This is a genomic window from Xenorhabdus griffiniae, assembly GCF_037265215.1.
Lineage (GTDB): Bacteria > Pseudomonadota > Gammaproteobacteria > Enterobacterales > Enterobacteriaceae > Xenorhabdus > Xenorhabdus griffiniae.
This window is the reverse complement of the sequence record NZ_CP147737.1, coordinates 3,888,560-3,911,908: the sequence shown is the minus strand read 5'-3', so window position 1 is coordinate 3,911,908 and position 23,349 is coordinate 3,888,560. Positions and strand designations below refer to the sequence as shown.

At 42.2% G+C, this 23,349-nt stretch carries 26 protein-coding genes; 12 read left to right on the top strand and 14 right to left on the bottom strand.

Annotation, left to right across the window (positions count from 1 at the left end; genetic code table 11):
• Nucleotide 1: 1 nt before the first annotated feature.
• The 4 genes from WDV75_RS17505 to WDV75_RS17490 all read right to left on the bottom strand — a co-directional run bounded on the left by WDV75_RS17505 (nt 2) and on the right by WDV75_RS17490 (nt 4,453).
• A complete protein-coding gene (locus WDV75_RS17505) occupies nt 2-1,138 on the bottom strand; it encodes a DUF459 domain-containing protein (protein ID WP_273558627.1) in 1,137 nt (378 codons plus the stop codon).
• Nucleotides 1,125-2,546, bottom strand: coding sequence for an MBOAT family O-acyltransferase (locus WDV75_RS17500; RefSeq protein ID WP_273558625.1), 1,422 nt, complete (start codon nt 2,544-2,546; stop codon nt 1,125-1,127). Before WDV75_RS17500 ends, WDV75_RS17505 begins: the two co-directional genes overlap by 14 nt.
• A gap of 160 nt (nt 2,547-2,706) precedes the next feature.
• Nucleotides 2,707-3,480, bottom strand: a complete 774-nt coding sequence (locus tag WDV75_RS17495; RefSeq protein ID WP_273558623.1) for a protein bax — start codon at nt 3,478-3,480, stop codon at nt 2,707-2,709.
• A 637-nt stretch (nt 3,481-4,117) separates the two neighbouring features.
• Nucleotides 4,118-4,453: a DUF3761 domain-containing protein gene (locus tag WDV75_RS17490; protein ID WP_223281617.1), complete on the bottom strand. Its 336-nt coding sequence runs from the start codon at nt 4,451-4,453 to the stop codon at nt 4,118-4,120.
• A gap of 131 nt (nt 4,454-4,584) precedes the next feature.
• Here WDV75_RS17490 and WDV75_RS17485 point away from each other — a divergent pair, with 131 nt between their 5' ends.
• Nucleotides 4,585-5,331 (top strand): SDR family oxidoreductase, encoded by a 747-nt coding sequence (locus WDV75_RS17485; protein ID WP_273558621.1) that lies wholly within the window; start codon nt 4,585-4,587, stop codon nt 5,329-5,331.
• 128 nt (nt 5,332-5,459) lie between these two features.
• Here the strand turns inward: WDV75_RS17485 and WDV75_RS17480 are convergent, their stop codons facing one another.
• From WDV75_RS17480 to WDV75_RS17455, 6 genes are all read right to left on the bottom strand, one after another.
• Nucleotides 5,460-5,810, bottom strand: a complete 351-nt coding sequence (locus WDV75_RS17480; protein WP_273558619.1) for a SymE family type I addiction module toxin — start codon at nt 5,808-5,810, stop codon at nt 5,460-5,462.
• 708 nt (nt 5,811-6,518) lie between these two features.
• A complete protein-coding gene (locus WDV75_RS17475; RefSeq protein WP_273558617.1) occupies nt 6,519-7,097 on the bottom strand; it encodes a TerD family protein in 579 nt (192 codons plus the stop codon).
• A 50-nt stretch (nt 7,098-7,147) separates the two neighbouring features.
• On the bottom strand, nt 7,148-8,176 hold the full coding sequence (locus WDV75_RS17470) for a TerC/Alx family metal homeostasis membrane protein (RefSeq protein WP_273558615.1): 1,029 nt from the start codon (nt 8,174-8,176) through the stop codon (nt 7,148-7,150).
• Between the two features lie 26 nt (nt 8,177-8,202).
• Nucleotides 8,203-8,658: a tellurite resistance TerB family protein gene (locus WDV75_RS17465; protein WP_273558613.1), complete on the bottom strand. Its 456-nt coding sequence runs from the start codon at nt 8,656-8,658 to the stop codon at nt 8,203-8,205.
• A gap of 31 nt (nt 8,659-8,689) precedes the next feature.
• The gene (locus tag WDV75_RS17460) at nt 8,690-9,820 is read right to left on the bottom strand and encodes a TerD family protein (RefSeq protein WP_273558611.1); all 1,131 of its coding nucleotides are present in this window, start codon (nt 9,818-9,820) and stop codon (nt 8,690-8,692) included.
• Nucleotides 9,820-10,407, bottom strand: a complete 588-nt coding sequence (locus WDV75_RS17455; protein ID WP_189758770.1) for a TerD family protein — start codon at nt 10,405-10,407, stop codon at nt 9,820-9,822. The genes WDV75_RS17460 and WDV75_RS17455 overlap by 1 nt, the downstream gene beginning before the upstream one ends.
• A 338-nt stretch (nt 10,408-10,745) precedes the next feature.
• On the opposite strand from WDV75_RS17455, the gene WDV75_RS17450 reads away from it, so the two are divergent.
• The 5 genes from WDV75_RS17450 to WDV75_RS17430 all read left to right on the top strand — a co-directional run bounded on the left by WDV75_RS17450 (nt 10,746) and on the right by WDV75_RS17430 (nt 15,423).
• Nucleotides 10,746-11,930, top strand: a complete 1,185-nt coding sequence (locus tag WDV75_RS17450) for a phosphoribosyltransferase domain-containing protein (RefSeq protein WP_273558608.1) — start codon at nt 10,746-10,748, stop codon at nt 11,928-11,930.
• Complete coding sequence (locus tag WDV75_RS17445) at nt 11,923-12,696, top strand: hypothetical protein (protein WP_273558606.1); 774 nt, start codon at nt 11,923-11,925, stop codon at nt 12,694-12,696. The genes WDV75_RS17450 and WDV75_RS17445 overlap by 8 nt, the downstream gene beginning before the upstream one ends.
• Nucleotides 12,689-13,768 (top strand): cysteine protease StiP family protein, encoded by a 1,080-nt coding sequence (locus WDV75_RS17440; RefSeq protein ID WP_273558604.1) that lies wholly within the window; start codon nt 12,689-12,691, stop codon nt 13,766-13,768. The genes WDV75_RS17445 and WDV75_RS17440 overlap by 8 nt, the downstream gene beginning before the upstream one ends.
• Nucleotides 13,768-14,691 (top strand): HpcH/HpaI aldolase/citrate lyase family protein, encoded by a 924-nt coding sequence (locus tag WDV75_RS17435; protein ID WP_273558685.1) that lies wholly within the window; start codon nt 13,768-13,770, stop codon nt 14,689-14,691. The genes WDV75_RS17440 and WDV75_RS17435 overlap by 1 nt, the downstream gene beginning before the upstream one ends.
• A gap of 246 nt (nt 14,692-14,937) precedes the next feature.
• Entirely contained in the window at nt 14,938-15,423 is a 486-nt protein-coding gene (locus WDV75_RS17430; RefSeq protein WP_273558602.1) for a tellurium resistance protein TerW, read from the top strand.
• A 72-nt stretch (nt 15,424-15,495) separates the two neighbouring features.
• Here the strand turns inward: WDV75_RS17430 and WDV75_RS17425 are convergent, their stop codons facing one another.
• Both WDV75_RS17425 and WDV75_RS17420 read right to left on the bottom strand, forming a co-directional pair.
• The gene (locus tag WDV75_RS17425; RefSeq protein ID WP_189758765.1) at nt 15,496-15,990 is read right to left on the bottom strand and encodes a TIGR00645 family protein; all 495 of its coding nucleotides are present in this window, start codon (nt 15,988-15,990) and stop codon (nt 15,496-15,498) included.
• A gap of 165 nt (nt 15,991-16,155) precedes the next feature.
• Entirely contained in the window at nt 16,156-17,847 is a 1,692-nt protein-coding gene (locus tag WDV75_RS17420; RefSeq protein ID WP_273558599.1) for a cholesterol oxidase substrate-binding domain-containing protein, read from the bottom strand.
• A 502-nt stretch (nt 17,848-18,349) separates the two neighbouring features.
• Between WDV75_RS17420 and syd the strand changes: the two genes are divergently transcribed.
• From syd to WDV75_RS17395, 5 genes are all read left to right on the top strand, one after another.
• On the top strand, nt 18,350-18,901 hold the full coding sequence (gene syd, locus WDV75_RS17415; RefSeq protein WP_273558597.1) for a SecY-interacting protein: 552 nt from the start codon (nt 18,350-18,352) through the stop codon (nt 18,899-18,901).
• A 395-nt stretch (nt 18,902-19,296) separates the two neighbouring features.
• Entirely contained in the window at nt 19,297-19,467 is a 171-nt protein-coding gene (locus WDV75_RS17410) for a hypothetical protein (protein ID WP_273558595.1), read from the top strand.
• A 28-nt stretch (nt 19,468-19,495) separates the two neighbouring features.
• Nucleotides 19,496-19,822 (top strand): YqcC family protein, encoded by a 327-nt coding sequence (locus tag WDV75_RS17405; protein ID WP_273558593.1) that lies wholly within the window; start codon nt 19,496-19,498, stop codon nt 19,820-19,822.
• 1 nt (nt 19,823) lies between these two features.
• Nucleotides 19,824-20,576: a tRNA pseudouridine(65) synthase TruC gene (gene truC, locus WDV75_RS17400; protein WP_273558591.1), complete on the top strand. Its 753-nt coding sequence runs from the start codon at nt 19,824-19,826 to the stop codon at nt 20,574-20,576.
• Between the two features lie 35 nt (nt 20,577-20,611).
• A complete protein-coding gene (locus tag WDV75_RS17395; RefSeq protein WP_273558589.1) occupies nt 20,612-21,058 on the top strand; it encodes a flavodoxin in 447 nt (148 codons plus the stop codon).
• A gap of 184 nt (nt 21,059-21,242) precedes the next feature.
• Here WDV75_RS17395 and WDV75_RS17390 read toward each other — a convergent pair whose 3' ends face one another.
• Nucleotides 21,243-21,629, bottom strand: coding sequence for a DUF3461 family protein (locus WDV75_RS17390; protein WP_047769036.1), 387 nt, complete (start codon nt 21,627-21,629; stop codon nt 21,243-21,245).
• A 352-nt stretch (nt 21,630-21,981) separates the two neighbouring features.
• Between WDV75_RS17390 and WDV75_RS17385 the strand changes: the two genes are divergently transcribed.
• Nucleotides 21,982-22,365: a hypothetical protein gene (locus WDV75_RS17385; protein ID WP_273558586.1), complete on the top strand. Its 384-nt coding sequence runs from the start codon at nt 21,982-21,984 to the stop codon at nt 22,363-22,365.
• 144 nt (nt 22,366-22,509) lie between these two features.
• On the opposite strand, the gene dapD is transcribed toward WDV75_RS17385, so the two are convergent.
• On the bottom strand, nt 22,510-23,334 hold the full coding sequence (dapD, locus tag WDV75_RS17380) for a 2,3,4,5-tetrahydropyridine-2,6-dicarboxylate N-succinyltransferase (RefSeq protein ID WP_273558584.1): 825 nt from the start codon (nt 23,332-23,334) through the stop codon (nt 22,510-22,512).
• Between the last annotated feature and the right edge of the window lie 15 nt (nt 23,335-23,349).

Below are 23,349 nucleotides of genomic sequence, written 5' to 3'. Positions count from 1 at the left end.
GTTAAATGGTTGCATTTTCTTTAACTGGCTCCTGAGTAAATGTGATCAATGAAAATAGATAATCCGCAATAGTTTGTTGCCCTTTCAAACTGAAATGGATACCGTCTCCGCTGCGGAGTTTGATGGTGCTGCTGCCATCGCCAATATAGTCTGAATAATTATCTGACTGATATTTGAACATATCATTAACCGCAACATAGATTTCTCCCTTTTTTTCTACCTCAGTTTGGTACAATTTATTAAGGTAAGACATCCTGTTGGAAAGTTTTTTCTGGCGCATATTCGGTGGTCCAACCCAAATAACATCAGCCTGATGTTGGCGAGCGTCATTTAAGATGGATTCAATTCGTTGGCGATAAAGATCCTCCCAGTTTTCACTGGCGAATTTCAAATAAGGGCCTCCGTGTCCTGAAGGAATATCCCATGGATCATTTGGACCTAAAAATATCATTACCAACTTAATGTCAGGGTGAGTCCTCAATGCATCGTTAATCGTTTTTGGCCAATCAAAGAAGCCAGGATAAGACAACCCTGTACTTTGTTTACTCAAGTTAATACTGGATATGCCATATTGCTGAAACAGTCGACGTTTTAAATGTGGGGCTACGCCCTGCATCATTGAATCACCGGCAAATAACACCTTATCTTTTACGCCCAAATTCGCATGGGTTTTCTGGACAATTTCAACAAGCGGATTTTCTACTGAACTATTTGGCGGTAAAGAAGACTGAACGAGTTTAATATTTTTGTTCAGTAGTTCAGGAAAGGTGAAAGAGAGGTTTTCGATGGGATACACGTAACCTTCAAGAAAACGCAAGCCAACCTGAAAATCAGGAGGAAATACTGTTTGCCGGTTATCAATATTCATGGCTGATGACGGAGTGACCTGATATTTACCCTGCGCATATGCCATAAAAGTTTTACTGGCAGCAATGGAGCCTTGCTGCACATTATTCCCCAGATCCCACCATGGTTCCCCCTTGAGAGATGTCCAGGGACTGTTGCGGTGATATTTCTGTTGCCAGAAATTATCTAACGAACCTTGATTAAGCCAAATTAACATTAAGCTGGTTAATGCCACGGCACAAATCACTTGTCCGACTTTTTTAAGGTTAGAGGTAAATTCAGAAGTTGGCATAGATAAATCCTGGCATTCCTGAAGGTGACAAAATAAATACCAAAGTGAGGATCAGGGCTAAGGGAATTGGGTAATAAACCCAGGAAATCAGGTTATAGTTTTTTTCAATTTTGTGTCTGAAATTCACCAACCAAGGGTAGATAATAAAGGAACCCCAGAAAACCATTAATAGCGAACTGCTGGATAACAGGGATGAAAATGTGTCGCCAGAGAACAGTTGATTTAATACCGCCAGCGCATCATTAAACGTTGGGCTACGGAAAAAGATCCATGCAAAGCAAACAAAATGGAACGTCACAACACGAGATAAAAATAATGCAAGTGGACTTCTGGCTTGTGGTTCCCTCTGTTTCTTTGCCACAGGGAGCAGGGCATTTTTAATATTTTGCAGAATTAACCCTAATCCATGAATAGCGCCCCAGATAATAAAACTAAGACCTGCACCATGCCATAGGCCAGAAATTACCATAGCGGTGAACATATTCAGGTTCTTGCGGAATACGCCTTTTTTGTTACCACCTAATGGAATGTAGACATAATCACGGATGAATGTTGACAGGCTGATATGCCAGCGACGCCAAAATACCTGTAAGTTTTCAGCCAAATAAGGGGCATCAAAATTGCGTGGCACTCGGTAACCTAATAGCAGAGCGATACCTGTGACAAGGTCGGTATAGCCGGAAAAGTTAAAGTAGATATTCCAGGCATAAGCATAAATTGCCACAAGGACTTGCCCTGCATGATGGCTAATCGGATCTTCAAAAACGGGATTCACGAGATACTCAGAGAGCGTAGCGCTGAGTAAAAAGAGTTTTACGATGGCGATAGCAATCAACAATAGCGCCTTCAATGGTTCCAGTACCATTCTCGACGTTGCCTGAATCTGTGGCAGAAAATCTTTGGCTCGATTAATCGGTCCGGCGACAATGCTGGGAAAAAAGCAAAGATACAATATGACATCATACAGTGGTGCGGCAGGCAGCTCTTTCTTGCATACCGATACAACATAGCTGACCGAATGGAACGCATAAAATGACAATCCCAGTGGTATCAGCAATTCAAGGACGGGGAGTTCCACGTTGATCCCAGCATTAGCCAATACGTGTTGAATCGACTCTTGAAAGAAAGAGTAATATTTGAAAACAGTGAAACAGCCAAAGATCCCGAATGTCAGTAGTGTAAATATCATCTTATTAGATAAATAACGACTAAGAACATTTGCCAAAAAGTAAATAAACAGGGTATAGGCGAATAAAATGTAGGCGAACTTCGCGGCAAAAGAGAATACAAATAAATAACTCGCTAAAATTAACACGCCATTCTGTAGTCTGGGCGTTTTTTGTAAAAGCCAATAGACAACCAGCAGAATAACAAACGATCCAAGGAACTCAAAAGAGAAGAAATTCATATTAGGCTCTGGTTAAGCATTTATCGTTGGGAGAAAGAATGTAATTCTGAAGTGCATTATAGTATGGAATTTGTCGATATTTACAGTAGATAATACAAAGACAGATTCTAAAAAAGAGTCCACATTGTAATTAATACAATGTGGATTGTTGAGGGAAGTGTTATTGGATAGCCAATTCTTGCGCTTGTGAGATCAGATCCTTGTTGCGATTAAATACCCGATGTAAATAGCGATTATAGGCAGATCCCAGCTCAGAATAACCATTAAGATTATCAATCAGCTTACTGATATTCAGCGGCTCCTGAGTTGTTCTCTGCGTTGCACGTGAAGAACGCAGTGACTCATAAGCACGGTGTGTATTCAGGTTTTTCATATAAGCAACGACGGAAGCATTAACAGTAGGGTAAACTGAATAACCTTTGACTTTTCCTTTCGTATTGTTGCAAGCGCTACAGCGCATTCCAAACAGATTATTATTTTTTTTGGCAAGTTCTGACGTTCCCCAACCCGATTCAGCCGCTGCTTGAGTGGCAACAAAATGGGTGGGAATAATATCAACCCGACTTAATAACTTGTTCCAATTAACCTGTCTTGGCGAATTGCAGGTCATTTTGTAATCCATGCAGATCTTTTTCAATCGGTAACTATCCTGTACAGACCAATGATGATTCTTTTGGTGTGACAGGAGCCATTTGCGGTCTTGCATAATCTTTTGATTATGTTGAACAATTACAGGGACAATAATATTTAAAAACGCTTTCTTCCGAGGTGTACCTGAAGGGTATTGTCGCAAATCAGGCAAACTTATCTGTATGCCATTGTGAGAATACTCTTGCACTTTTGAGGTACTGGTCGAGGCATGGCTCAGACCGATAAAGATTAATGAGATAAAGAAAGCGAAGACCGCATTTGTCCTCATCATTAGAGAGGGCATTGCTTCTCCTCTTTTTATTACTCTGGATAAAAATTAAACGAATATTAGCAGAGCAAACAATATATGGCTACTGTTATTCGTCATTCATAAGTTTCATTTCTGTAATGAATATTAGCACCCTACTGACAAATATCTATACTTTTTACTTTGTATGGTAAATTAATGTAATGATTATTATGATTTTATCGGGTAAACAGGGTTATCTATGTCATATTTTATGATGTTATATTGCCTGTTTATGTAACTTGATTTGATGAATTGTCTTTATTTAACTATACGTTATTAATTAAATATTTTCAATTTTCATTTGACTCTCGTTAGTATGTGAATTTTTGCTTTGTTGGAGTTACTGTAAATTATTTTATTGTTTATGTTTTTTTTATCTATTTTTCTGGCTGATTTTGAGTTTTTTATCTGAATTTTAGTATGAGAAGTTGAAGTTTATAAAATATAAAAGGCAATGTTTTCTTGTTCAAGAAAATATGACCATTAACACCATAATAGTGAAATTATTTCTGATTGGGGAATCAATTTTCTCTTATTTTTCGCATGATAATTGAATAATTTAATGGAAAATATTCAAAAAATTAGGGAGCCTTGGCTCCCTAATTGTGCATGATGAAAAATCAATCAAACTTTACAGCCATTTAGCGACACCACCGTGGCGAGAGCAGGCTCCTCTACGGGATTTACTCTTGCTATAGCTACCATCTTTACAAAGAGCTGTATTAGCGCCTTTTTTGGCTGAGCTATTTCTATTTTTCTTCTTTGATACTTTTTGATTTTTTACTTTTTTGGTTACTTTCTTCTCTAATGAATTAGCTTTGTTTTTGGCTGATTTAACATTTTGTTCTACTGCCGTTGCTGTTTTTGAGGCGGCTTCGGCTGAGGTTGATACCGCTGGCGCTGCAAGTGTGGCACTTGAAAACAACACCAGTAATGCTGCAACTGATAACTTCAAGCTTTTCATCATATAGTTCCTCTGATTAGAGTACTGAAACTCGAAATTGACTCTTGCAGGTTGGAGTATAGTTTTGAATGTTATGATTGCAAATTTTACATAACGAGTTAAAAAATAACGCAAATCGAATATGGGATGGCATTGTGAAAAAAGTAACGATCATTACTGGTGGTTCCCGTGGCATCGGTAAGGCCACAGCAATTTGCTTGGCGAAACAGGGGCACCATATCTGCATTGGCTATCGTAACCGCAGAGACAGTGCTTATGAAGTGGTGGATATGATCCGTGCTCTTGGGCAGTCAGCAATTGCGGTTCAGGTGGATATTGCGGATGAAAAGCAAGTGATAGCACTGTTCCAAAGAGCGGAAAAAGAGTTGGGGTATATTTCTGGGCTAGTGAATAATGCTGGGATCTTAAAGCCTCAAGCCACCATTGAACAGTTGACGGCAGAGAGGCTAAATGAAATTTTTGCCACTAATGTCACTGGCGCCTTTCTCTGTGCGCGTGAAGCGGTTAAAAGAATGGCTTTGCGTCACGGTGGACAAGGTGGTGTCATCGTCAATGTTTCATCCGCTGCCGCTCGATTAGGTTCTCCCCATGAATACGTTGATTATGCGGCATCAAAAGGGGCCATTGATACACTGACAATTGGGTTGGCGCAAGAGGTAGCTGCGCAGGGGATCAGGGTAAATGCTGTGCGCCCTGGATTCATCTATACCGAAATGCATGCCGATGCTGGAGAGCCTGAACGCGTTGAAAGGATCAAAGATTCTTTGCCTATGAAACGGGGTGGACAACCGGAAGAAGTTGCTCAGGCCATTGCATGGCTGCTGTCTGATGAATCGTCGTATGTTACAGGCAATTTTATTGATTTGGCTGGTGGAAAATAGTTTATAGAGCCCAAAGTGCCGTTTAAATCAGATGGTATTTAATATCAGATAATATAAAAGCCGGAATTCTTCTTAATATTTCTTTCCGGCTAATTAATGGAAAGCTATTTTTATCGTGACACATGATTTTATGCTAATATTTCCATCAGTTTCGGTTTTAGAATAATTTTATCAGGTTGTATTTCAATGTTAATAGGTTGTTCCACTAAATTGCTGATGGTTAGCCAGTCCCCCGCAATGTAAAGTTCCCCATTTTCACGAATATTATCAATTCCCTGGTATGGGTTATTTTCCACTTCGTTAATTAAATTGGCTAAATCTGTGTGAGGATCAACAAGAGAAATAATAACGCCATTGGAAAACTGTGAGATATGAAATAATTCATTTGCGGTAAATCCAGCATCGCTGAGTGCACTGCCGTTCAGTATTAATTCAGGAAAGCCAATGTCAGAATAGCGAAATGAAACATGAAGGCTCATTTGGACATTCCTTGTGTTATGGATATATTGCGATACTCTATCAGCACTTTGTCCGCATTGCACCGCTAATTCATACGTTTTTTTCATCTAAATAGTATTCATTGTTGATAATCAATATCTACCCTAACGGTTAGTTGGCTAATATGCCATTGGTAATGTCGCTCTTTGCGAAGCAACTCGCAAAAAATAACTGGATATTTATCCATTTTGAAATGCATCTCTAATGTTAGAGCAAAAAATTACTTTGCAAGTAATTATGTTATTTTCTGGGTTATCAAAGGCATGAATAAAATATTTTAGCCTGTGGTTTCTTTGATAGATTATATTTTTTATCCTATGCCTATTTATAAATATTGATATTATATGTTGTAAAAATGCTCAATAATCTTATACCAATCTAACTTCAAGATGCGTGTGATTTCTCCCCACGAAGCGGGGAGAAATCACGTTTCATATCGTGTTGTAAATGGCAACTTGAAGTTTAATGCGTATAAATAGAAATATTAAAATAAAACATATTCCAAAATTTTTTCGAATTAAAATGGCTGAGATATCCCCATGATAACTCCAGATTTCCAGCGATCAATTTGTGAGTAATGGATGATAAACAAATAGATAAGGCAACAAAAAAGCCCTGCTTGATAATATCAGCAGGGCTTTTAGTTTCAGTGCATGTACACTGAAATGCTTAATTGGATCATATCCAAATTAAGCAGCATTAATACCATACTGGGCACAAACAGAAGCCAAACCACCAGCATAACCCTGGCCTACTGCGCGGAATTTCCATTCTGCATTGTGGCGATACAGTTCACCAAATAGCATAGCGGTTTCGGTAGACGCATCTTCAGTCAGGTCGTAGCGCGCCACTTCAACTTGTGTGTCATCGTTAACCAGACGGATGAAGGCACCGGAAACTTGACCGAAGCTCTGGCGACGAGCTTGTGCATCATGGATAGTTACTACAAACACCACTTTTTCTACGTCAGCAGGAACTTGATCCAGTTTGATTTTCAGTGATTCGTCATCGCCATCCCCTTCACCGGTACGGTTGTCGCCAGTGTGCATGATGGAGCCGTCAGCCGATTTCAGATTGTTGTAGAAAATGAAATCTGCATCACCACGTACTTTGCCGTTTGCGGCCAGCAAGAAAGCTGAGGCATCCAGGTCAAAGTCTTGTCCGTCAGTAGCACGAGCGTCCCAGCCGAGACCGATCAGAACGTTTTTCATGCTTGGCGCTTCTTTGCTCAGAGAAACGTTACCGCCTTTAGAAAGAGATACACCCATTGTTATTTCCTCACTTATTACGTCGTATTAGTTACTTAGATTTTACGGATTTAGCGTGCATTTTCTTTTTGTGGGAACAGCAGGCTGGCAAGAATACCGGCTGCCAGTACGCCAATCACCACAAATAAGCTACTTGTAGCTGAAATTGAATAACCGTGGTGGAATATATGCTCGGAAGCATTTAAACCCAGTTTGATGGCAATAAAGAACAGCAAAACGATCACTGCCTTTTCCAAATGCACTAGATACTTTTTCAATGCTTCAAGCACAAAGTAGAGCGTGCGCAGACCCAAGATAGCAAACATCATGGCGCTGTACACAATTAATGGTTCCCGACTGACTGCAATCACCGCGGGTACAGAGTCAAAGGCAAACATCACGTCAGACAGTTCGACTACTGCCAGGCACAGCATCAGTGGCGTAGCATAAAGTGCAGCTTTGCCCGCCCGACCGACTTTCACATCGGCGTTTTCTGGTTTAGCCAATTCCTGATCCACTTCTTTTTGGTTCAGTACAAAAGCATGGCCACGCAGTTTCGGCCAAATTGGGAAGAAACGCTTCACCAGACGGTAGGCAAGGTGCTGTGAATAGTCTTCGATTTCATCGTCATCATCACCACTTTTCAGCATCATGACCGCTGTCCAGCCAACGATAACCGCAAATATGATTTCAACCCACGGCCCAAGTGCCAGCAGGCTTGTCCCAATGGCAACGAAAATACCACGGAAGACAATCGCGCCGATAATTCCCCAATACAGAACTCGGTGGCGATAGCGATCTGGAACAGCGAACCAGGAGAAAATCGCCATGATGACAAACAGGTTATCGACGGAAAGAACTTTTTCCAGCGCATAGCCTGTGACAAACAGACTCGCTGCTTCTGCGCCGTGATGGACATACAGGAAGCCTGCGAAAACAAAGGCAATTGCGATCCAGAAAATAGACCAAAGAGCGGCACTGCGCAGCGAAATCGGCTTATCATGACGATGCATAAAGAGGTCGATAAAGAGCGCACCAACCGACAGAATAATAAATACAGCAACGGTTTCCATCGGAAAACCAATGTGCGTGGATACCATGAAGTAAGCCTCTTAAATATCTGCGATTACAGTTCGAAATCAGCCGGTGCAAAGCCAAGGGCTAAGCAAATTTCACGGGCAGCCTGTTTTTCGTTGTTATCAAAGTCACCATCACTCTTGGCGACGGCAATTCCGACGCGCAAAGCAAGTTGTGCCGCTTCCGGCTGCTGTTTCAGAGCCATAATGAATTTCATAGCCTCACCTTTGCCAATGTCAGCATCAAACTCGTAGCTGCTAACCAGTTTGTTAAAGAATTCGATAATCTCAGAGGTATCGAACACTTTCAGTTCAGGAGAGTTTTTGATGAACCCGATCATTTTCTGTTTTTCTTCTGAGCTGACGCCGTCACTTGCCATGGCAACGTGTGCACATACGGCTACCGTACCTTCCATGAACTTTCTGTTCTTGAAACGACTAACTTGGGTGGTGAGTTCTTCGCGGCCTGCGTTGAACGCTGATTTGATTTTGTTTAAAAAGGACATTAGTCCCTCCGCTTATTGGTAAAATAGAGAGTTATTTCTTGCCGGCTGTCCAGCTAAAACCCCAGCCAAACGCCCTGTCCATCTCTTTATGCCCGCTAAAGTATTGATTGATTCGTTCTGCTTTGATAGCGCCGTTTTCATTGACAAGGCGGGCAATGGCACACATGCCTTTGTGGTTGTAGCCTTCTGTCATCCGCGTTTCAATCGGGGGCTGATCAGGGACATAAATTGTGACTATACCGTCGGTTTTGTCCCAGCTAGGCACGCCCTCGTAGATAAAGGCGTAGATCAAAACTTCACGGATGTTTTTCCATTCAAACCCATTGACGTGGAGCCATTCACCATCACGAACTTGACCGGTGCGATCATCCCCTTGTAATTCTACATACGGTTCATAACGGTAATTGCCAAAGCGATTCCCCAGTGCTTGTACAACGTCTTTCTCTCCATCTTGCAGTCGAACGAATGCACCGAGATCCAAATCCACGTTTTTGTTTGCACCGAACATGCCTTGCAATAGACCTCTTGAGGAGGAAGAGGCGTTTTGACTCCAGTTCAGATTGATGCGAATTTCACCGTAGTTGTCACGTTTGTTAAGGCTGATAGTCGGTTTTTCTTTGGTCAGAGAAACCTTACTCAAACTAACGGGATTTGGTGCTGGCTCATCATCAATAATATCTACACCAAAATGTTCAGCCAGTGGCTTGAGACCGCCATTAAAACCTTGGGCAATAAAACGGAATTTCCATTCACCGTTGCGGCAATACAGTTCGCCGAGGATCAAGGCTGCCTCTGGACGGCCTTGTACTTCAACATTCCCCTGTAAAATCACGCTGCTGTTCAGTTCAACCTGAATGGAAAGGTTGCGTAGATTGGAAATCGTTTGGTTACCGTCGCAAGTCGCGGTGAACGCAACTTTTTGGACATCCTGGCCCAAGGCAGGCAAATTGACACTGAATGAGGTATTGATGTTGCCACCAGTCAGGCGGATGGTGTTGTCATCATTGATCGGTTGACCGTAGAACACCATATCTGGATCGCCTTTCACTTTGCCATCGGCATACAAACGAAAAGCAGAAACATCAACGGCTGAACCCGATATAACCCGCACAGTCAGCGTTTGATTGGGAACAGAGGCGTTGCCCCCAGGTGTCAGATTCATTAGCGCACCACCGTCTCAACGATCTGTGGATACATCGCGTCAATAGTACGTCCAAGACAAGGGACGCCGTGTGCCGTGAAATCCCACTGACCACCATTACGGCGCAGGGAAGAGATGATAATGCCAGTGTGAGCGCCTTGCTCATTCAACTGGTAGCGAGCCAGTTCTTTGCCGTTTTGGTCAACGACGCGGCAGAAGGCATTTTCAACGTCATTAAAGGTTTGACCACGGAAACTGTTAACGGTAAATGCAAGGTATTCGACATTGGCGGGAAGTTTGATGAGATTGACACGGATAATTTCATCATCCCCATCACCTTCACCAGTCAGGTTATCGCCAGTGTGTTGTATAGAACCACATTTTGATTTCAGTTGGCCGAACCATACTGTATCGATGGCATTGCCAGATTTATCCAGCAGAATGCAGCTTGCATCCAGATCGATTTCATCACTGCCACCGCCGAATAAGCTCGCCAAAAAGCCTTTCTTTTTGGTCACAGGATCCCATCCCAGACCAAAATCCATTTTAGCCAGTGATGCGCTCTGTTTGGCGAGCGAAACTGACTGATTTTTGCTTAACGAAACCATTAATGACACCTCTATTTTGTTTGTCGGTGAATTACGGTAATTTCACGTATTAAAAAATCATAATATGACAAATAGATAGCTTAAATCTGTCATATTATGACTCCCGTAAACAGGTATATCTGGCTGTTAACTGTATGATAGACAACAGCCTGGTTTCGATTGGTATGATTTCTTTTCCATGCAGAAAAGTCAAACAAATTTTAGCCTAAATAATCATAATATGATTGACACATGCTGGTTTGAAATTCTAGACTGCGATGTATATTTCACCGAATTAAGAACAAATGCTGAAAGTGACCTTATTGGTTTCGGCTGAGTTTTTTTGAAAAGGCATCTCCATGACAGTGTTGAGCGATACCGATGTTTATAAAAAACCAGCTGATGAAAAACCTGTTTTCCAGGAGCAGGTTTACCAAAAAAAATTAAACAGCGGGACATTGACGGTGACGGCATCGCGTGGCACAGCATGTCTGAACACCCTGTTTGATATTGCTGAACGCCGTAATCCCAAAAGAGCATTCCTGTTTGTCAGTAAAGTCTTGGGGCGCCATATTCCGGTTAAGCCATCGATCATGCGTTCGGTATATCAGCAATTATCTGCACGGTTCCCTGCTCATCTTTCTGGTCCGGTTCTCTATATTGGCATGGCAGAAACCGCTGTCGGGCTAGCGGCGGGGGTATTCCAGGAAACGAAACACAAAGCCAATAAGCCGGTATTTCTGACTTCGACACGCCATCCGGTTGATGGCGATTTATTGTGTGAGTTTAAGGAAAATCACAGTCATGCGACAGATCATCTGATTTATTGGCCAACAGAGAGCCGATTGCGTCAACGGGTGACAAATGCCCGAACTCTGGTTCTGATTGATGATGAAGCAACGACGGGTAACACGTTCCTTAATTTGCTGGAGGCACTGCGCCATGCAGGGCTTGAGCATATTGAACATATTGTCACCGTGACATTGACGGATTGGAGTGGCAAATCGGTTGTGAAACGCAGCCCATTACCCGTTTCTGAGGTTTCCCTGATCGAGGGTAATTGGCAGTGGGAAGCAGATATCTTTGCTCCAGCACCGGTGATGCCTCAAGTCAATGTTACGGCCAAGGGAAAAATCAATATCATCGGTCAACAGAGCTGGGGACGGTTGGGGTTGGATGAGATCCAATGTGACATTGGCGCAGCAATCAATGTCAAAGCAGGCGAAAACGTGCTGGTATTAGGTTCCGGTGAATTTGTCTGGCAGCCGTTCCTGCTGGCTGAACGGCTTGAGCAGGAAGGGGCATCAGTGGTATTTGGTTCGACAACTCGTTCTCCCATTTCTTGCGGTCATGCTATCCAATCTGTGATGGCTTTTACGGATAATTACGGACTTGGCATCCCCAATTTTCTCTACAATGTTGCGCACCAGAAATTTGATCGGGTATTACTCTGCCTTGAAACGCCCAAAATGTCCGTTGATCCGGCGTTAATGGCACAGCTTGCCTGTGTTTCTCCGGTTGTCGAGATCGTTGGATATGACTAAGCCTGTATTTTTGACTGATCTGGATGACACGCTATTTCAATCTCGCCGTAAGCTGAAAGAAATATCTTTTCGCGTGGGTGCGTTGGATCGAAAATGTTTTCCCCACAGTTATATGACTGAAAAACAGTCTATGTTAGTGGATTGGTTGCTGGCTCATGCCGAGGTTATTCCAGTCACCGCCAGAAATACAGAACAGTTAAGCCGTGTACAGATCCCTTTCCGTTCCTGGCGTATTGTTTCGCACGGTGCGGTGATCCTCACACCAGAAGGTGCTGTTGATGAGCTTTGGCAATCGTGCCTATTGCCAGAACTGTTGTTATATCGGGATAAATTATGTGAATTGGAACGTCTGAGCCAGCGTTTGGTGGCATCTTATGGTATCGATGCCTGGGTACGTATTGACTATGAGTACGAGGATGTACCTGTTTTCCTGATCATCAAACACCGCGATCACGATAGGTTGAACCAGCTTAATATACTGGCTGAAGCTTTGGCCCAAGAAAGTCATTTTCATCAAAACTTTTATTTCCATCAAAACAATAACAATCTCACTGTGCTGCCAAAGTGTGTTGATAAGGGACTGGCAACTCATCACCTTTTGCAAAGGCTTCGTGCGGAGCGAGGTATTTTCCCAGTTATCGGCCTGGGAGACAGTCTGAGCGATCACCGTTTTATGCAACTGTGTGATTGGTTTGGTATGCCTCAGCAAAGCCAGTTTGCTGACACATTAATGGCTGCCTTATTTGGAGCTGTAAATAATGAATAGCTTTCCCCCTTTCTCTGGGAGTTATGCTTCTGATGATGTTCAATTTCTGCTAAAGCCAGTTCAAATTGAGATGACACCTGTGGATATTAAGGAGCAGTTGATCCAATCTGGCGCTCGTCACTATTCGGATATGTTAAGTCAGGAGCCAGAGCCTACGTCTTATCACCTTGAACTGTTTGATAAAGCACTTGGACAAGGGGCTGTTCGGTTGGCGACGGAAGTTGTGATGCTCGCCAAAGCTCTGGTATCCCGTTTTGGTGATACGCCGATTATATTGGTCAGTTTGGTCAGGGCTGGCGTTCCTTTGGGGGTGATGTTGCATCAAACGCTCAGGGAAATGGGCAAACGCTCTTATCATTATGGCATCAGCATTATTCGGGATCGTGGTATTGATCATACAGCGCTATCGTATATTGAGCAGAAACATGGAACGGATGGCGTGGTATTTGTTGATGGCTGGACGGGCAAAGGCGCGATTACCACAGAACTGTCGCGATCTTTGGCGGGGCGGGTTGGTTATGCAGGTATTCCACGTCTGGTGGTATTGGCTGATCCTTGTGGCTGCTCGTGGCTGGCAGCCAGCGATGATGATTGGTTGATTCCTTTCGGTATTATGGGAGCGCCGGTATCGGGATTGATATCGCGTTCGATCTGGCATGAAGAAGGGTTGCACGGTTGTGTGCAGTGTGATCACCTGATCAAGTTTGAGTGCAGCCGTTTATTAGTAGACACTGTCGCTGATTGTCGTAATCAATTAGATGGGGTTGCTATCCCTGAAGCAGTTTGGTTGCCGCAGGAAAAAACCGCGTTGCGGCAATTAAGCAAAACGGTGATTTCCAGTCTTGCTGAAAAATACCAGATTGACAGTATTAACCGTATTAAACCTGGCATTGCAGAAGCAACTCGTGCAGTATTACGACGAGTGCCAGACCATGTGCTCGTGCGTTCCCAGAGTGATCCTGATGTTGGCTTATTGGTTCATTTGGCACGTCAGAAAAATGTTGTTATTACGGAAGTCGATGATCTCATTGGTCAATACCGTGCCGTAACTATTATTAAGAAGGTAGTGTGATGAAACCAACCCCTTCTCCGCATCGACTCGGCGCCACTCTGTATATGCCAGCTACCCGCCAGGATATTACAGAAATTGTGTTACAGAATAAGATCCCTGATCTGCGCTCGCTGGTTATTTGTCTGGAAGATGCTGTCAGTGAGCAGGATATTCCCGTTGCTCTCGAAAATCTCCGAGAGGTTATGCAAACATTGGCAGAAGTGGATAACTCTTCTTCCAATATCAACCATCATCGTCCCCTGATGTTTATCCGTCCGCGTGATGAAAGGATGGCGGAGTATCTGGTTGCCAATGTCAATCTCAGTGTTATTGATGGATTGGTTTTGCCTAAATTTACCCATGCCTCGTTGTCAGGCTGGTGGAATGTTATTGATTCAACTCATCTGTGCATTATGCCAACACTGGAGAGTGCAGAGGTGTTTGATGTTCAGAAAATGAATCAGCTTGCGGACATTCTCAAACAACACCCTTGCAAGGATCGTATTATTGCCTTGCGTATTGGTGGTAATGATCTGATGAATGTCATGTCCCTGCGGCGCTCCCGTAATTTCACCCTGTATGATGGGCCGATGGGATATGTCATTAAAATGTTGGTTGCCGTTTTTGTTGCGCGGGGATTTGCCCTGACTGCACCGGTTTGTGAGCATATTGATGATTTGAGATTACTGGAGAAAGAGCTGGAATTGGATATTGCTCACGGTCTGGTGGGAAAAACGGCCATACACCCAAGGCAAATTAAATGCATCCAACGAGCGCTCATGGTTAATGCTCATGATCATGCTGAGGCGCTGACTATTCTCAAGGCCAATAAAGCCGTTTTCAAATCGCAGGGAGTGATGTGTGAACCGGCCACCCATCAACGCTGGGCAGTGAATATTCTTGAGCGGGCAGCACATTATGGTATAGAACCCAAGGTAGCATAGGATCTTAAACGGTCGAAAATATATACCAATCTAACTTCAAGATGCGTGTGATTTCTCCCCGCGAAGTGGGAAGAAATCAGGTTTCATATCGTGTCGTAAATTGCAACTTGAAGTTTAATGCGTATAGCTAAGGCTTTTAATTCGTTTTGATATTGATTTACCTGTGATAGTGGCTATGCTGAAAGTTATTTTGTAGTTAACAGTATAGAGCTTGGGGGTTTTTTATCCCTGACTTGGTAATAAAAAATGCTACTTAGTCCCAAACAATTTAGAAATTTCAAATTAACGGTATTACTTTCACATGGTAAACCGGTTAGTAAGGTTAGGATCATTAGGGAATTGAATTGTTCGGAGCCAACGTTAACACGTGCATTGCGGGAACTGAGGGATCTTTACTGTGCGAATATCCGGTTTAGCAAAATGGGTAATACTTATCAGTTAGTTGATAAAGGAAGCCTGACCAGAAAAGATGTGAGAAGGATTGAAGAACTCCTTGCTCAACATCTCAGTTGCAAATCTGAAGAAGCCACCAGCCATGTTTTTCTTGATAAAGAGAAAAAAAAGCCGGTTTCTCTTTCCTTAAGAATGTCTGTTATCAGAAAAATTGATAGTTTGGCTAATCGTCTGGAGACAACCAGAAGTGATGTCGTTGAAATGGTCGTGGATAGGTTTATTGAAAAACTGCTCAAAGAATCCGTGAAAGGAAGTTCATCGAAGAGGCGAATTCCGTAATGCCAGCCGGTTGGGTTCAACTGGCATCAGGGCGATAATTGTTGGTTTGCTTGTTTTCTACTGTTTGATCGTCTAATGATTGTGGCGCGTAAGTTTATCCAGATATCCCATCACAAATGCGGACAAAACAAAGGTGAGGTGAATAATGACATACCACATAAGTTTATTGTCCGGCACATTTCTGGCGTCCATAAAGACGCGCAGCAAATGAATGGAGGAAATGGCGACAATTGAAGCGGCAACTTTATTTTTGAGTGAGGTCGCATCCATTTTACCCAACCAGCTTAATTTCTCTTTGCTTTCGTGGATATCCAGGCTTGAAACAAAGTTTTCATAGCCAGAAAACATCACCATGACCAGCAACCCGCCAACCAGCGCCATATCAATCAGGGAAAGCAACGTCAGGATTAGGTTGGATTCCGTAATGTAGAGAATATCCGGCAGGATGTGCATGATTTCCAGAAAGAACTTAACCGCAAGAGCAAATAATGCCAATGATAAACCGAAATAAACCGGTGCAAGTAGCCAGCGGGAGGCGTACATTGTATTTTCGAGAAAGCGTTCCATTGTGTTTTTTATGTGTTACAAAAGGGGCAATAGTATAGATCAAGAGTGTGAAAGCTATGAAATACATATCGCAGCCAATCGTTCATATACATAGATAGACACTATTTATGATGCAGGCTCGTTATAAGATAGAAAGCCTGCACTGTTCCGTTACTTAGGGTTTTGTTAATCAGGGAACAACCTATCCAATAATGGCGACCTAAATATGTGATGCGGATCGTACTTTTGTAATGCTGAAACTGCTGAAGCCCAGTTGTTATCAGCAGGCAAGCCGTCAGTTAATGAAGTTGGGATTGTTTTGGTTAATATCTCTTCATCTTCCCATGCAGTCTTAGAACCATAAGCCCAGCCTTTACTCCATTCAACACGAGCAGAGGCATAAGAACCGTCAAATTCGTTGAATAGCCATTGTTCAAATTGGCGAAAAAATTCAATAGCATCAGGGGTTTTTGGAAAAGTCAAAACGTCAATCCAAACAGCCACATCCCATTCTGGATGATCTAAACGGGGACGAATGGCGGATAAACTGGGAACCGTTGCTCCTGTTACCATGACTTCAGCAGGATCATCTAATCCCGTTACCCTCACTTCAAGAGGACTATTGATGGGATATCTTAGTTGTTCTTCATATTGTTGTATGAGTGCCCCCCATTGGGTATAAAATTTGTTCATTACAAGCTGGATGTGAGTACGTTGTGTCAATATCGCATAACCATTTGCTGTAACACGCAATGTGGTTGGCTTGACATATAACAGCAGGTTCTTACTCCAACCCCAGATATCTTTTCCCTTATTTTGCAAAGAATCATGCACATGCTGATATTGTATTTGACTCATTAAAGGCGTTATAAGCGGGAATATAATAACCGCATCCTCCACGATATCTGATAAATTTAATGAAATATTGTCGGAAAATGGATAGTTATAAGGCGTTGTTACCTCGATGCTGGTGGCTGGTTTGGTTGGTGCCACACTCCAGACTTTTAGCCATGGCTTCTTTGTAAAGGGAAATAAAATGATTTCAGCTCGACCACTTTGATCCAGAAAATAACTAAACGTCCGCTTTTCTTTCGCGTTTTCTGGCAGGGAAAATAACTCATCCGCAGGGATATCGGTAAAACTTTGACACCGAAGGCGTTGATTTTTACCCGCCTGAAATTGCACTTCTAAAATTAGGGCGCAGCCAATATGCGTGAGTAGCGGTGCACAATCAGGTTCATTGCGTTCAAAACGTTTAACCGTATATTGCTGACTTTCTTTATCCCATACAACAACAGACAAGGACAATATCGTGTTACTCAGAGAACCAAATGTGTGTCCAGGAAGTGGGATTTCGTCAACGGCTTTAATGGCAGTTCCATGCCCGTTTATTGCGAGAACCGCGCCGAGTGTTAAATCACCAGGAGCAGGTGTAGCAGTAAAGCCCAGGCCCTGTTCTTCCATTTGGGTCATTAATGTTTCCATCAATACGCCAGGTTGTGCAGTCACTATAGAAAATTGGGCACGATGCTCGATATTAACATGGGTTAAATGAGTAGAAAGATCCATTAACATAATATTATCTTTGGGATTTTTCTCTGATCCCAATATAAGTGGAGACCAATTATGTGATTGCCCAATAGGTCTTAATTTATAATTTTCTTTCCATGCCCAATTGGCAACGGAAATGACTTCTTCAACCGTTTTTGGTACACAGCATGGCATATTATTGGCACTAATTTCTCCAGACCAATTCTTAAAGTTAATGGTTTTCCAGGTTACATCTTTGGGAAAGTTGGATAAGTTAAATTCTATTTCATTAATTATCTGTTTTTGTAAGTCAATATCTTCTTGTTTAATTGATTCTTTGGATGACATATTCTATTTCCTTATTTTTCAGTTTCTAGGAGATGATGTTTGAATATAAATTCAACGGTCAATCTACTAGTTATTAAATTTTTTTGAAGAAATTATCATTTGAATAGCTGGTTGCTATTATGTATCAGTGAATGTGAAAATATATCTGATATTTAATGTTTTATGGTTTGTATTTTTAGGTGGATATTATTTGTTATAGAATATAAAACTATGATGTATCCAATAATTGATTGGAATATATTTAAGCCTTTTAAATAGCGTTTCAAAATATAGGAGTATTCCTTACCCCGCGCGGCGCGCGGGGTAAGGAACTCCAACATCTGATACTCTCAGTATTATGAAAACCTATTTAAAAAGAATTAGGCTATATCAACGTTTTTTCATGAAGATGGTAACATCACGCTTATATACCTATCTCACTTCAAGATGCACATTGTTGTCTTATAATGAGCAACTTGAAAAGTAACGCGTATAAGCTTGAAAATAGGGATGATATAATCATATGACCTTTAATGTGACAGAGGCGCTCTCTGACTTTACCCGACGTTATGTTGAATTATGGCAAGAGAAAACAGGGTTTCCGCCAGCCAGCAGTGAGTTGTATGGCATACCTTCACCCTGTATCGAGCGCACGGGAGATGGTGTGGTGTATTGGTTGCCACGATCGTTTTCTGCCCAAGAAAAACTTAGCAAGGTAGAAACTGCACTGGAGATCCGTTTGCAGGACGCTATCCATGATTACTATGTGATGCAGTTTGCAGGTGATATGACAGCCAGTTTTGCCGGACAAAATTTCAGCCTGATTCAGGTATGGAGTGAAGATGATTTTATTCGCTTGCAGGAAAATCTGATTGGTCATCTTGTGACACAGAAGCGGTTAAAGCTTTCACCTACCGCCTTTATTGGGACGACTGATTCCGATATGGGATTGATTTCTGTGTGTAATTTGACAGGGCAAGTGATGCTTGAACAGTTTGGCAGCCATGAGCGGAAAGTTCTATCCGCAGATTTGGCAAGTTTCCTTTCGGTTATCAATCCCGTTGTGTGCGATTGATTGCAGATATTGATTGGCTTTTTTGTAAGAGATATCTCACATTTTACGTGAGATATTTCTTCTAATCATGACGTGAATATTATTCATTGAAATTATTTTTATTCTATATCAATAACATGTGTAATTTTATCTCAATGTGAATTTTTCATATTGCTTACGATTTTGATTTAGTGGCTTGTTTCAAGAGTCTGGATCGTAGATCCTTTCATTGTTCCGGAAGGAACCACTGCAAAACAATAACCAGGGATAAATCCATCGGGAAGATGGTACAAGGATGACTAGGTACAGGCAGGAACGCTAAAAACTATCAGTATAATGATTGCATAAAGGATAACTGACAGGGATGTATTTTGTCAGGGAAATTAGCAGGAAGCCCCCCATGTAGCAGGATTGCTATGACAGCCACTCAAGAGGAGAGAGAATATCTCTCCTCTTACTTCACTTGTATTGCCTTAACTACTTGCTTTAACTATTACCGCCATTTTTCCTGCCGTAACTTTTCCGCTGAAATCGTATCAATGATACTCTTACCTCCCAATGACACGGTGACAGTTTTTGTCATCTGAGCAACAGACAAGCATCAGACGAAACATCATGAGTATCGAGAAACAAATTCTACATAAACTGCAATTAATTGAAGCTACTATGAAAACGGTGGGGATATGGCAAAGTTATCCGCCTAAACCAGAAGCCTTCGAAAGTATCGAACCTTTTTCCATTGATACCATGTCAGCAGGGGAGTGGCTCCAGTGGGTATTAATTCCAAGGATGCGCGCCTTGATAGAACAAGAAGCCAGTTTGCCGACGGCATTTACCATCGCCCCGTATTTTGAAGAAGTGTATAAAGAAGAAGTAGAGCGTTTTTTTCCTTTACTTGAGCTCTTACGGGCATTGGACAATCTGTTTACGCAGGATGCCTGATATGCTGGAGATTATTTATCAGGATAAACATATTGTTGCAGTTAATAAGCCTGCCGGATGGTTGGTTCACCGAAGTTGGCTGGCGCGCCATGAAACTGTTTTTGTGATGCAGACATTGCGTGATCAAATTGGACAGCATGTTTTCCCTGTCCATCGTCTGGATAGGCCAACATCAGGTGTTCTATTGATGGCGCTTTCAAGTGAAGTAGCCAGGACACTTGCACAACAATTTGAATGCCACGATATACAAAAAACATATCACGCAGTTGTGCGGGGTTATGTTGAAGGTGATGATATTATCGACTATGCCCTAATGGAACAGTTGGATAAAATTGCGGATAAATTTGCTGATACAGATAGAGCAGCACAACCCGCCGTTACTTATTATCGTTCGTTGGCAAAAGTAGAGTGTCCGGTTGAGATAGGGCGTTATCCAACATCTCGCTTTAGTCTGTTGGAGCTGATGCCAAAAACGGGTCGTAAGCATCAATTGCGGCGGCATATGGCACATATTCGACATCCGATCATTGGGGACACTACGCACGGCGATTTGCGACAAAATCGAGGAGTTGCTAAATATTATCAGACTGGCAGGTTAATGCTACATGCCAGCTGCCTTCAACTCAAACATCCCGTGACAGGAGAGCGCCTTCTCCTCACTGCGCGTTGGGAGCAATCATGGCAGCATTTGATTGAGCAATTTGGCTGGCAGGGTATTGTACCTGATCTGGAATGTTTGACTATTCATGAATGAACGCAGTATCAAACTGATTAAAGAGATCAATATCTATGGCAAAGATTGGTGTTTTCGTTGGTACAGTTTATGGCAATGCGTTAGCGGTTGCAGAAGAAGCACAGCAGATACTTGAGCAGCAGGGGCATAAGGTTACGGTTTTTGAAGATGCAACCTTAGAACAATGGCAAGAGTATTTGCAACAGGTTGTTTTAGTGGTCACTTCGACAACAGGGCAAGGTGATCTGCCTGACAATATCCAGCCACTCTATACAGAATTAAATGATAAGTTGGGCTATCAGCCCGATTTGAGTTACGGCGTGATTGCGTTAGGTGACAGCAGTTATGACTCTTTCTGTGGTGGTGGCCGTACTTTTGATGAACTGTTACAGGAACAGGAAGCCAAACGAATCGGCGAGGTACTGTTGATTGATGCAATTGAGGTTGTTGAACCTGAAGTCTTTGCCCAAGATTGGATTGAGGAGTGGGGGACTTTGTTGTAGGAAATGGTCTATTACACCGCTTATACGCATTAAACTTCAAGTTGCAATTGACAACACGATATGAAACCTGATTTCTCCCCTGCTTCACGGGGAGAAATCACACGATATTGAAGTTAGATTGGTATATACCTTTATCGGGTTCGAAAATTGGGGAGGATAAGCGGTGTATGACAAACTGACATAATTACTTACGGGCCAGCTTTTCCAAATCTGCTTCAATTTCTGCAATCTTATTCGCAACGACATGTTCGAGATGGCGTAAGTCGTCGAGGATTTTGCGTTGCAAATCCACTTCTATCTGATCACGTTTGCAGATCTGATCTAATTCTTCAATGACATAACGTAGGTTGGTGTTGATCTCTTTGACTTCTTTGTAACCCTGGCTAGAGTGGGCGTCAGAGATGGTCTTTAACTGGCGTGGATACTTAAATTTAACGCTTTTGGCGAAAAATTCGCCTTTGTCCTTGCGGAAATAAATCTTCAGAATGTCGTTATTCGCTTCCTGACGGAGGCTATAGCGATCAATATCTTCAGGATGTGTGATCCCCAAACTTTTCAAGTTATCGTACATAACGCGCCACCTAGTCATCTAAATGAAATGGAAAGGCTAAAAATAGTGGATTTATTATCCATTTCGTAATCGTTAAAAGTCAAATGGTTAATGGGGATTGAGGAAATACTAATCGAAACAGGTTAGTTTTCAGTAGAAAAGTAGAACAACAAGAGGACAATAAAGTAACATGTTTTCTTATTGAGCTTAAGATTTAATCAAACTAATATCATGTCAAGAGATATTTATCAATTTGGTAACTATACGCATTAAACTTCAAGTTGCAATTTACAACATGATATGAAATCACACGCATCTTGAAGTTAGATTGGTATATATTGTCCATTTAGATGAGTAGAGCTGAGAGGAAGACATGCCAAAAAAATTGGTGGATCCTGAAAAGATTAATGCAGTCTTTGCTCATTTGAACGAAGGCTCAGATAATCATGCCCTCTATATTTCATTAATGGGCGGAACAGATATTACAAATCAGATAAGAGGGTTAGTATTTTCTCCTGGCTATCGTATGGTTCGTGTCGACGGCCGATTGGGGGAGTGGATTAGTCAGTCTCATTTTGAGCTAGCCTTAATTAATGATGTCTCTAAAGAAGTTGTTTATGACATGATTTCTGGTGAGTTGCACAAAATTCTGACCCAAAATGATGTTAGCAGTCAAGAAATTTGGTTATGGGGAGATCCTGAACACTACCAAAATAGATTGGCAATCATTTCTAAAAACGAGTTACCTATTCAATAGAATTGTTTCAATAAGTTATCTTCTATAGACGAAAAATTGTTTTCTCCGGATCGATAGTGAAGCGGCTATATATTTATATAATATATAGCCGCTCGGTAATTCTGTGAACTTATTAACTGTTTATGAAATAGAAAGTTTATACCGTTAGTCAATATTTCTCAGCAGTTCATTAATACCCACTTTGCCACGGGTTTTGGCATCAACCTTTTTCACAATAACAGCACAATACAGGCTGTAGCTGCCATCTTTTGACGGAAGATTACCGGAGACAACGACAGAACCCGCTGGTACGCGGCCATAATGGATTTCGCCGGTTTCGCGATCATAGATTTTGGTGCTTTGGCCGATGTAAACACCCATTGAGATCACGGAGCCTTCTTCTACGATAACGCCTTCTACAATCTCAGAACGTGCACCGATAAAGCAGTTGTCTTCAATGATGGTTGGGTTGGCCTGTAATGGCTCCAGAACACCGCCAATGCCCACTCCGCCGGATAAGTGAACATTTTTACCGATCTGTGCACAGGAGCCGACTGTCGCCCAGGTATCGACCATTGTGCCTTCATCCACGTAAGCACCGAGGTTGACGTAAGATGGCATCAGTACGGTATTGCGAGCAATATAAGCCCCTTGACGGACAGCCGCAGGGGGTACGACACGGAATCCTTCTTTTTCGAAACGAGCCTGATCATAGTCAGCGAATTTCATCGGCACTTTGTCGAAATAGCGACTTTCAGCACCTTCCATCACCTGATTGTCATTAATGCGGAAGGAAAGCAATACCGCTTTTTTCAGCCATTGATGAGTGACCCACTCGCCGTCGATTTTTTCAGCGACACGCAGTTTGCCACTGTCCAGCATTTGAATAACCTGATTAATGGCATCGCGGGTTGTGCCATCAACGGTAGTTGGGGTGATATTAACGCGATCTTCAAATGCATTTTCGATAATCGTTTGTAATTGCTGCATAAGTATGCGGTTCCT

Excerpts from the sequence above, each read along its gene's own strand:
- WDV75_RS17505 (WP_273558627.1), bottom strand. The coding sequence starts at position 1,138 with ATGCCAACTTCTGAATTTACCTCTAACCTTAAAAAAGTCGGACAAGTG.
- WDV75_RS17500 (WP_273558625.1), bottom strand. The coding sequence starts at position 2,546 with ATGAATTTCTTCTCTTTTGAGTTCCTTGGATCGTTTGTTATTCTGCTG.
- WDV75_RS17495 (WP_273558623.1), bottom strand. The coding sequence starts at position 3,480 with ATGCCCTCTCTAATGATGAGGACAAATGCGGTCTTCGCTTTCTTTATC.
- WDV75_RS17490 (WP_223281617.1), bottom strand. The coding sequence starts at position 4,453 with ATGATGAAAAGCTTGAAGTTATCAGTTGCAGCATTACTGGTGTTGTTT.
- WDV75_RS17480 (WP_273558619.1), bottom strand. The coding sequence starts at position 5,810 with ATGAGCCTTCATGTTTCATTTCGCTATTCTGACATTGGCTTTCCTGAA.
- WDV75_RS17475 (WP_273558617.1), bottom strand. The coding sequence starts at position 7,097 with ATGGGTGTATCTCTTTCTAAAGGCGGTAACGTTTCTCTGAGCAAAGAA.
- WDV75_RS17470 (WP_273558615.1), bottom strand. The coding sequence starts at position 8,176 with ATGGTATCCACGCACATTGGTTTTCCGATGGAAACCGTTGCTGTATTT.
- WDV75_RS17465 (WP_273558613.1), bottom strand. The coding sequence starts at position 8,658 with ATGTCCTTTTTAAACAAAATCAAATCAGCGTTCAACGCAGGCCGCGAA.
- WDV75_RS17460 (WP_273558611.1), bottom strand. The coding sequence starts at position 9,820 with ATGAATCTGACACCTGGGGGCAACGCCTCTGTTCCCAATCAAACGCTG.
- WDV75_RS17455 (WP_189758770.1), bottom strand. The coding sequence starts at position 10,407 with ATGGTTTCGTTAAGCAAAAATCAGTCAGTTTCGCTCGCCAAACAGAGC.
- WDV75_RS17450 (WP_273558608.1), top strand. The coding sequence starts at position 10,746 with ATGACAGTGTTGAGCGATACCGATGTTTATAAAAAACCAGCTGATGAA.
- WDV75_RS17445 (WP_273558606.1), top strand. The coding sequence starts at position 11,923 with ATGACTAAGCCTGTATTTTTGACTGATCTGGATGACACGCTATTTCAA.
- WDV75_RS17440 (WP_273558604.1), top strand. The coding sequence starts at position 12,689 with ATGAATAGCTTTCCCCCTTTCTCTGGGAGTTATGCTTCTGATGATGTT.
- WDV75_RS17435 (WP_273558685.1), top strand. The coding sequence starts at position 13,768 with ATGAAACCAACCCCTTCTCCGCATCGACTCGGCGCCACTCTGTATATG.
- WDV75_RS17430 (WP_273558602.1), top strand. The coding sequence starts at position 14,938 with ATGCTACTTAGTCCCAAACAATTTAGAAATTTCAAATTAACGGTATTA.
- WDV75_RS17425 (WP_189758765.1), bottom strand. The coding sequence starts at position 15,990 with ATGGAACGCTTTCTCGAAAATACAATGTACGCCTCCCGCTGGCTACTT.
- WDV75_RS17420 (WP_273558599.1), bottom strand. The coding sequence starts at position 17,847 with ATGTCATCCAAAGAATCAATTAAACAAGAAGATATTGACTTACAAAAA.
- syd (WP_273558597.1), top strand. The coding sequence starts at position 18,350 with ATGACCTTTAATGTGACAGAGGCGCTCTCTGACTTTACCCGACGTTAT.
- WDV75_RS17410 (WP_273558595.1), top strand. The coding sequence starts at position 19,297 with ATGACAGCCACTCAAGAGGAGAGAGAATATCTCTCCTCTTACTTCACT.
- WDV75_RS17405 (WP_273558593.1), top strand. The coding sequence starts at position 19,496 with ATGAGTATCGAGAAACAAATTCTACATAAACTGCAATTAATTGAAGCT.
- truC (WP_273558591.1), top strand. The coding sequence starts at position 19,824 with ATGCTGGAGATTATTTATCAGGATAAACATATTGTTGCAGTTAATAAG.
- WDV75_RS17395 (WP_273558589.1), top strand. The coding sequence starts at position 20,612 with ATGGCAAAGATTGGTGTTTTCGTTGGTACAGTTTATGGCAATGCGTTA.
- WDV75_RS17390 (WP_047769036.1), bottom strand. The coding sequence starts at position 21,629 with ATGTACGATAACTTGAAAAGTTTGGGGATCACACATCCTGAAGATATT.
- WDV75_RS17385 (WP_273558586.1), top strand. The coding sequence starts at position 21,982 with ATGCCAAAAAAATTGGTGGATCCTGAAAAGATTAATGCAGTCTTTGCT.
- dapD (WP_273558584.1), bottom strand. The coding sequence starts at position 23,334 with ATGCAGCAATTACAAACGATTATCGAAAATGCATTTGAAGATCGCGTT.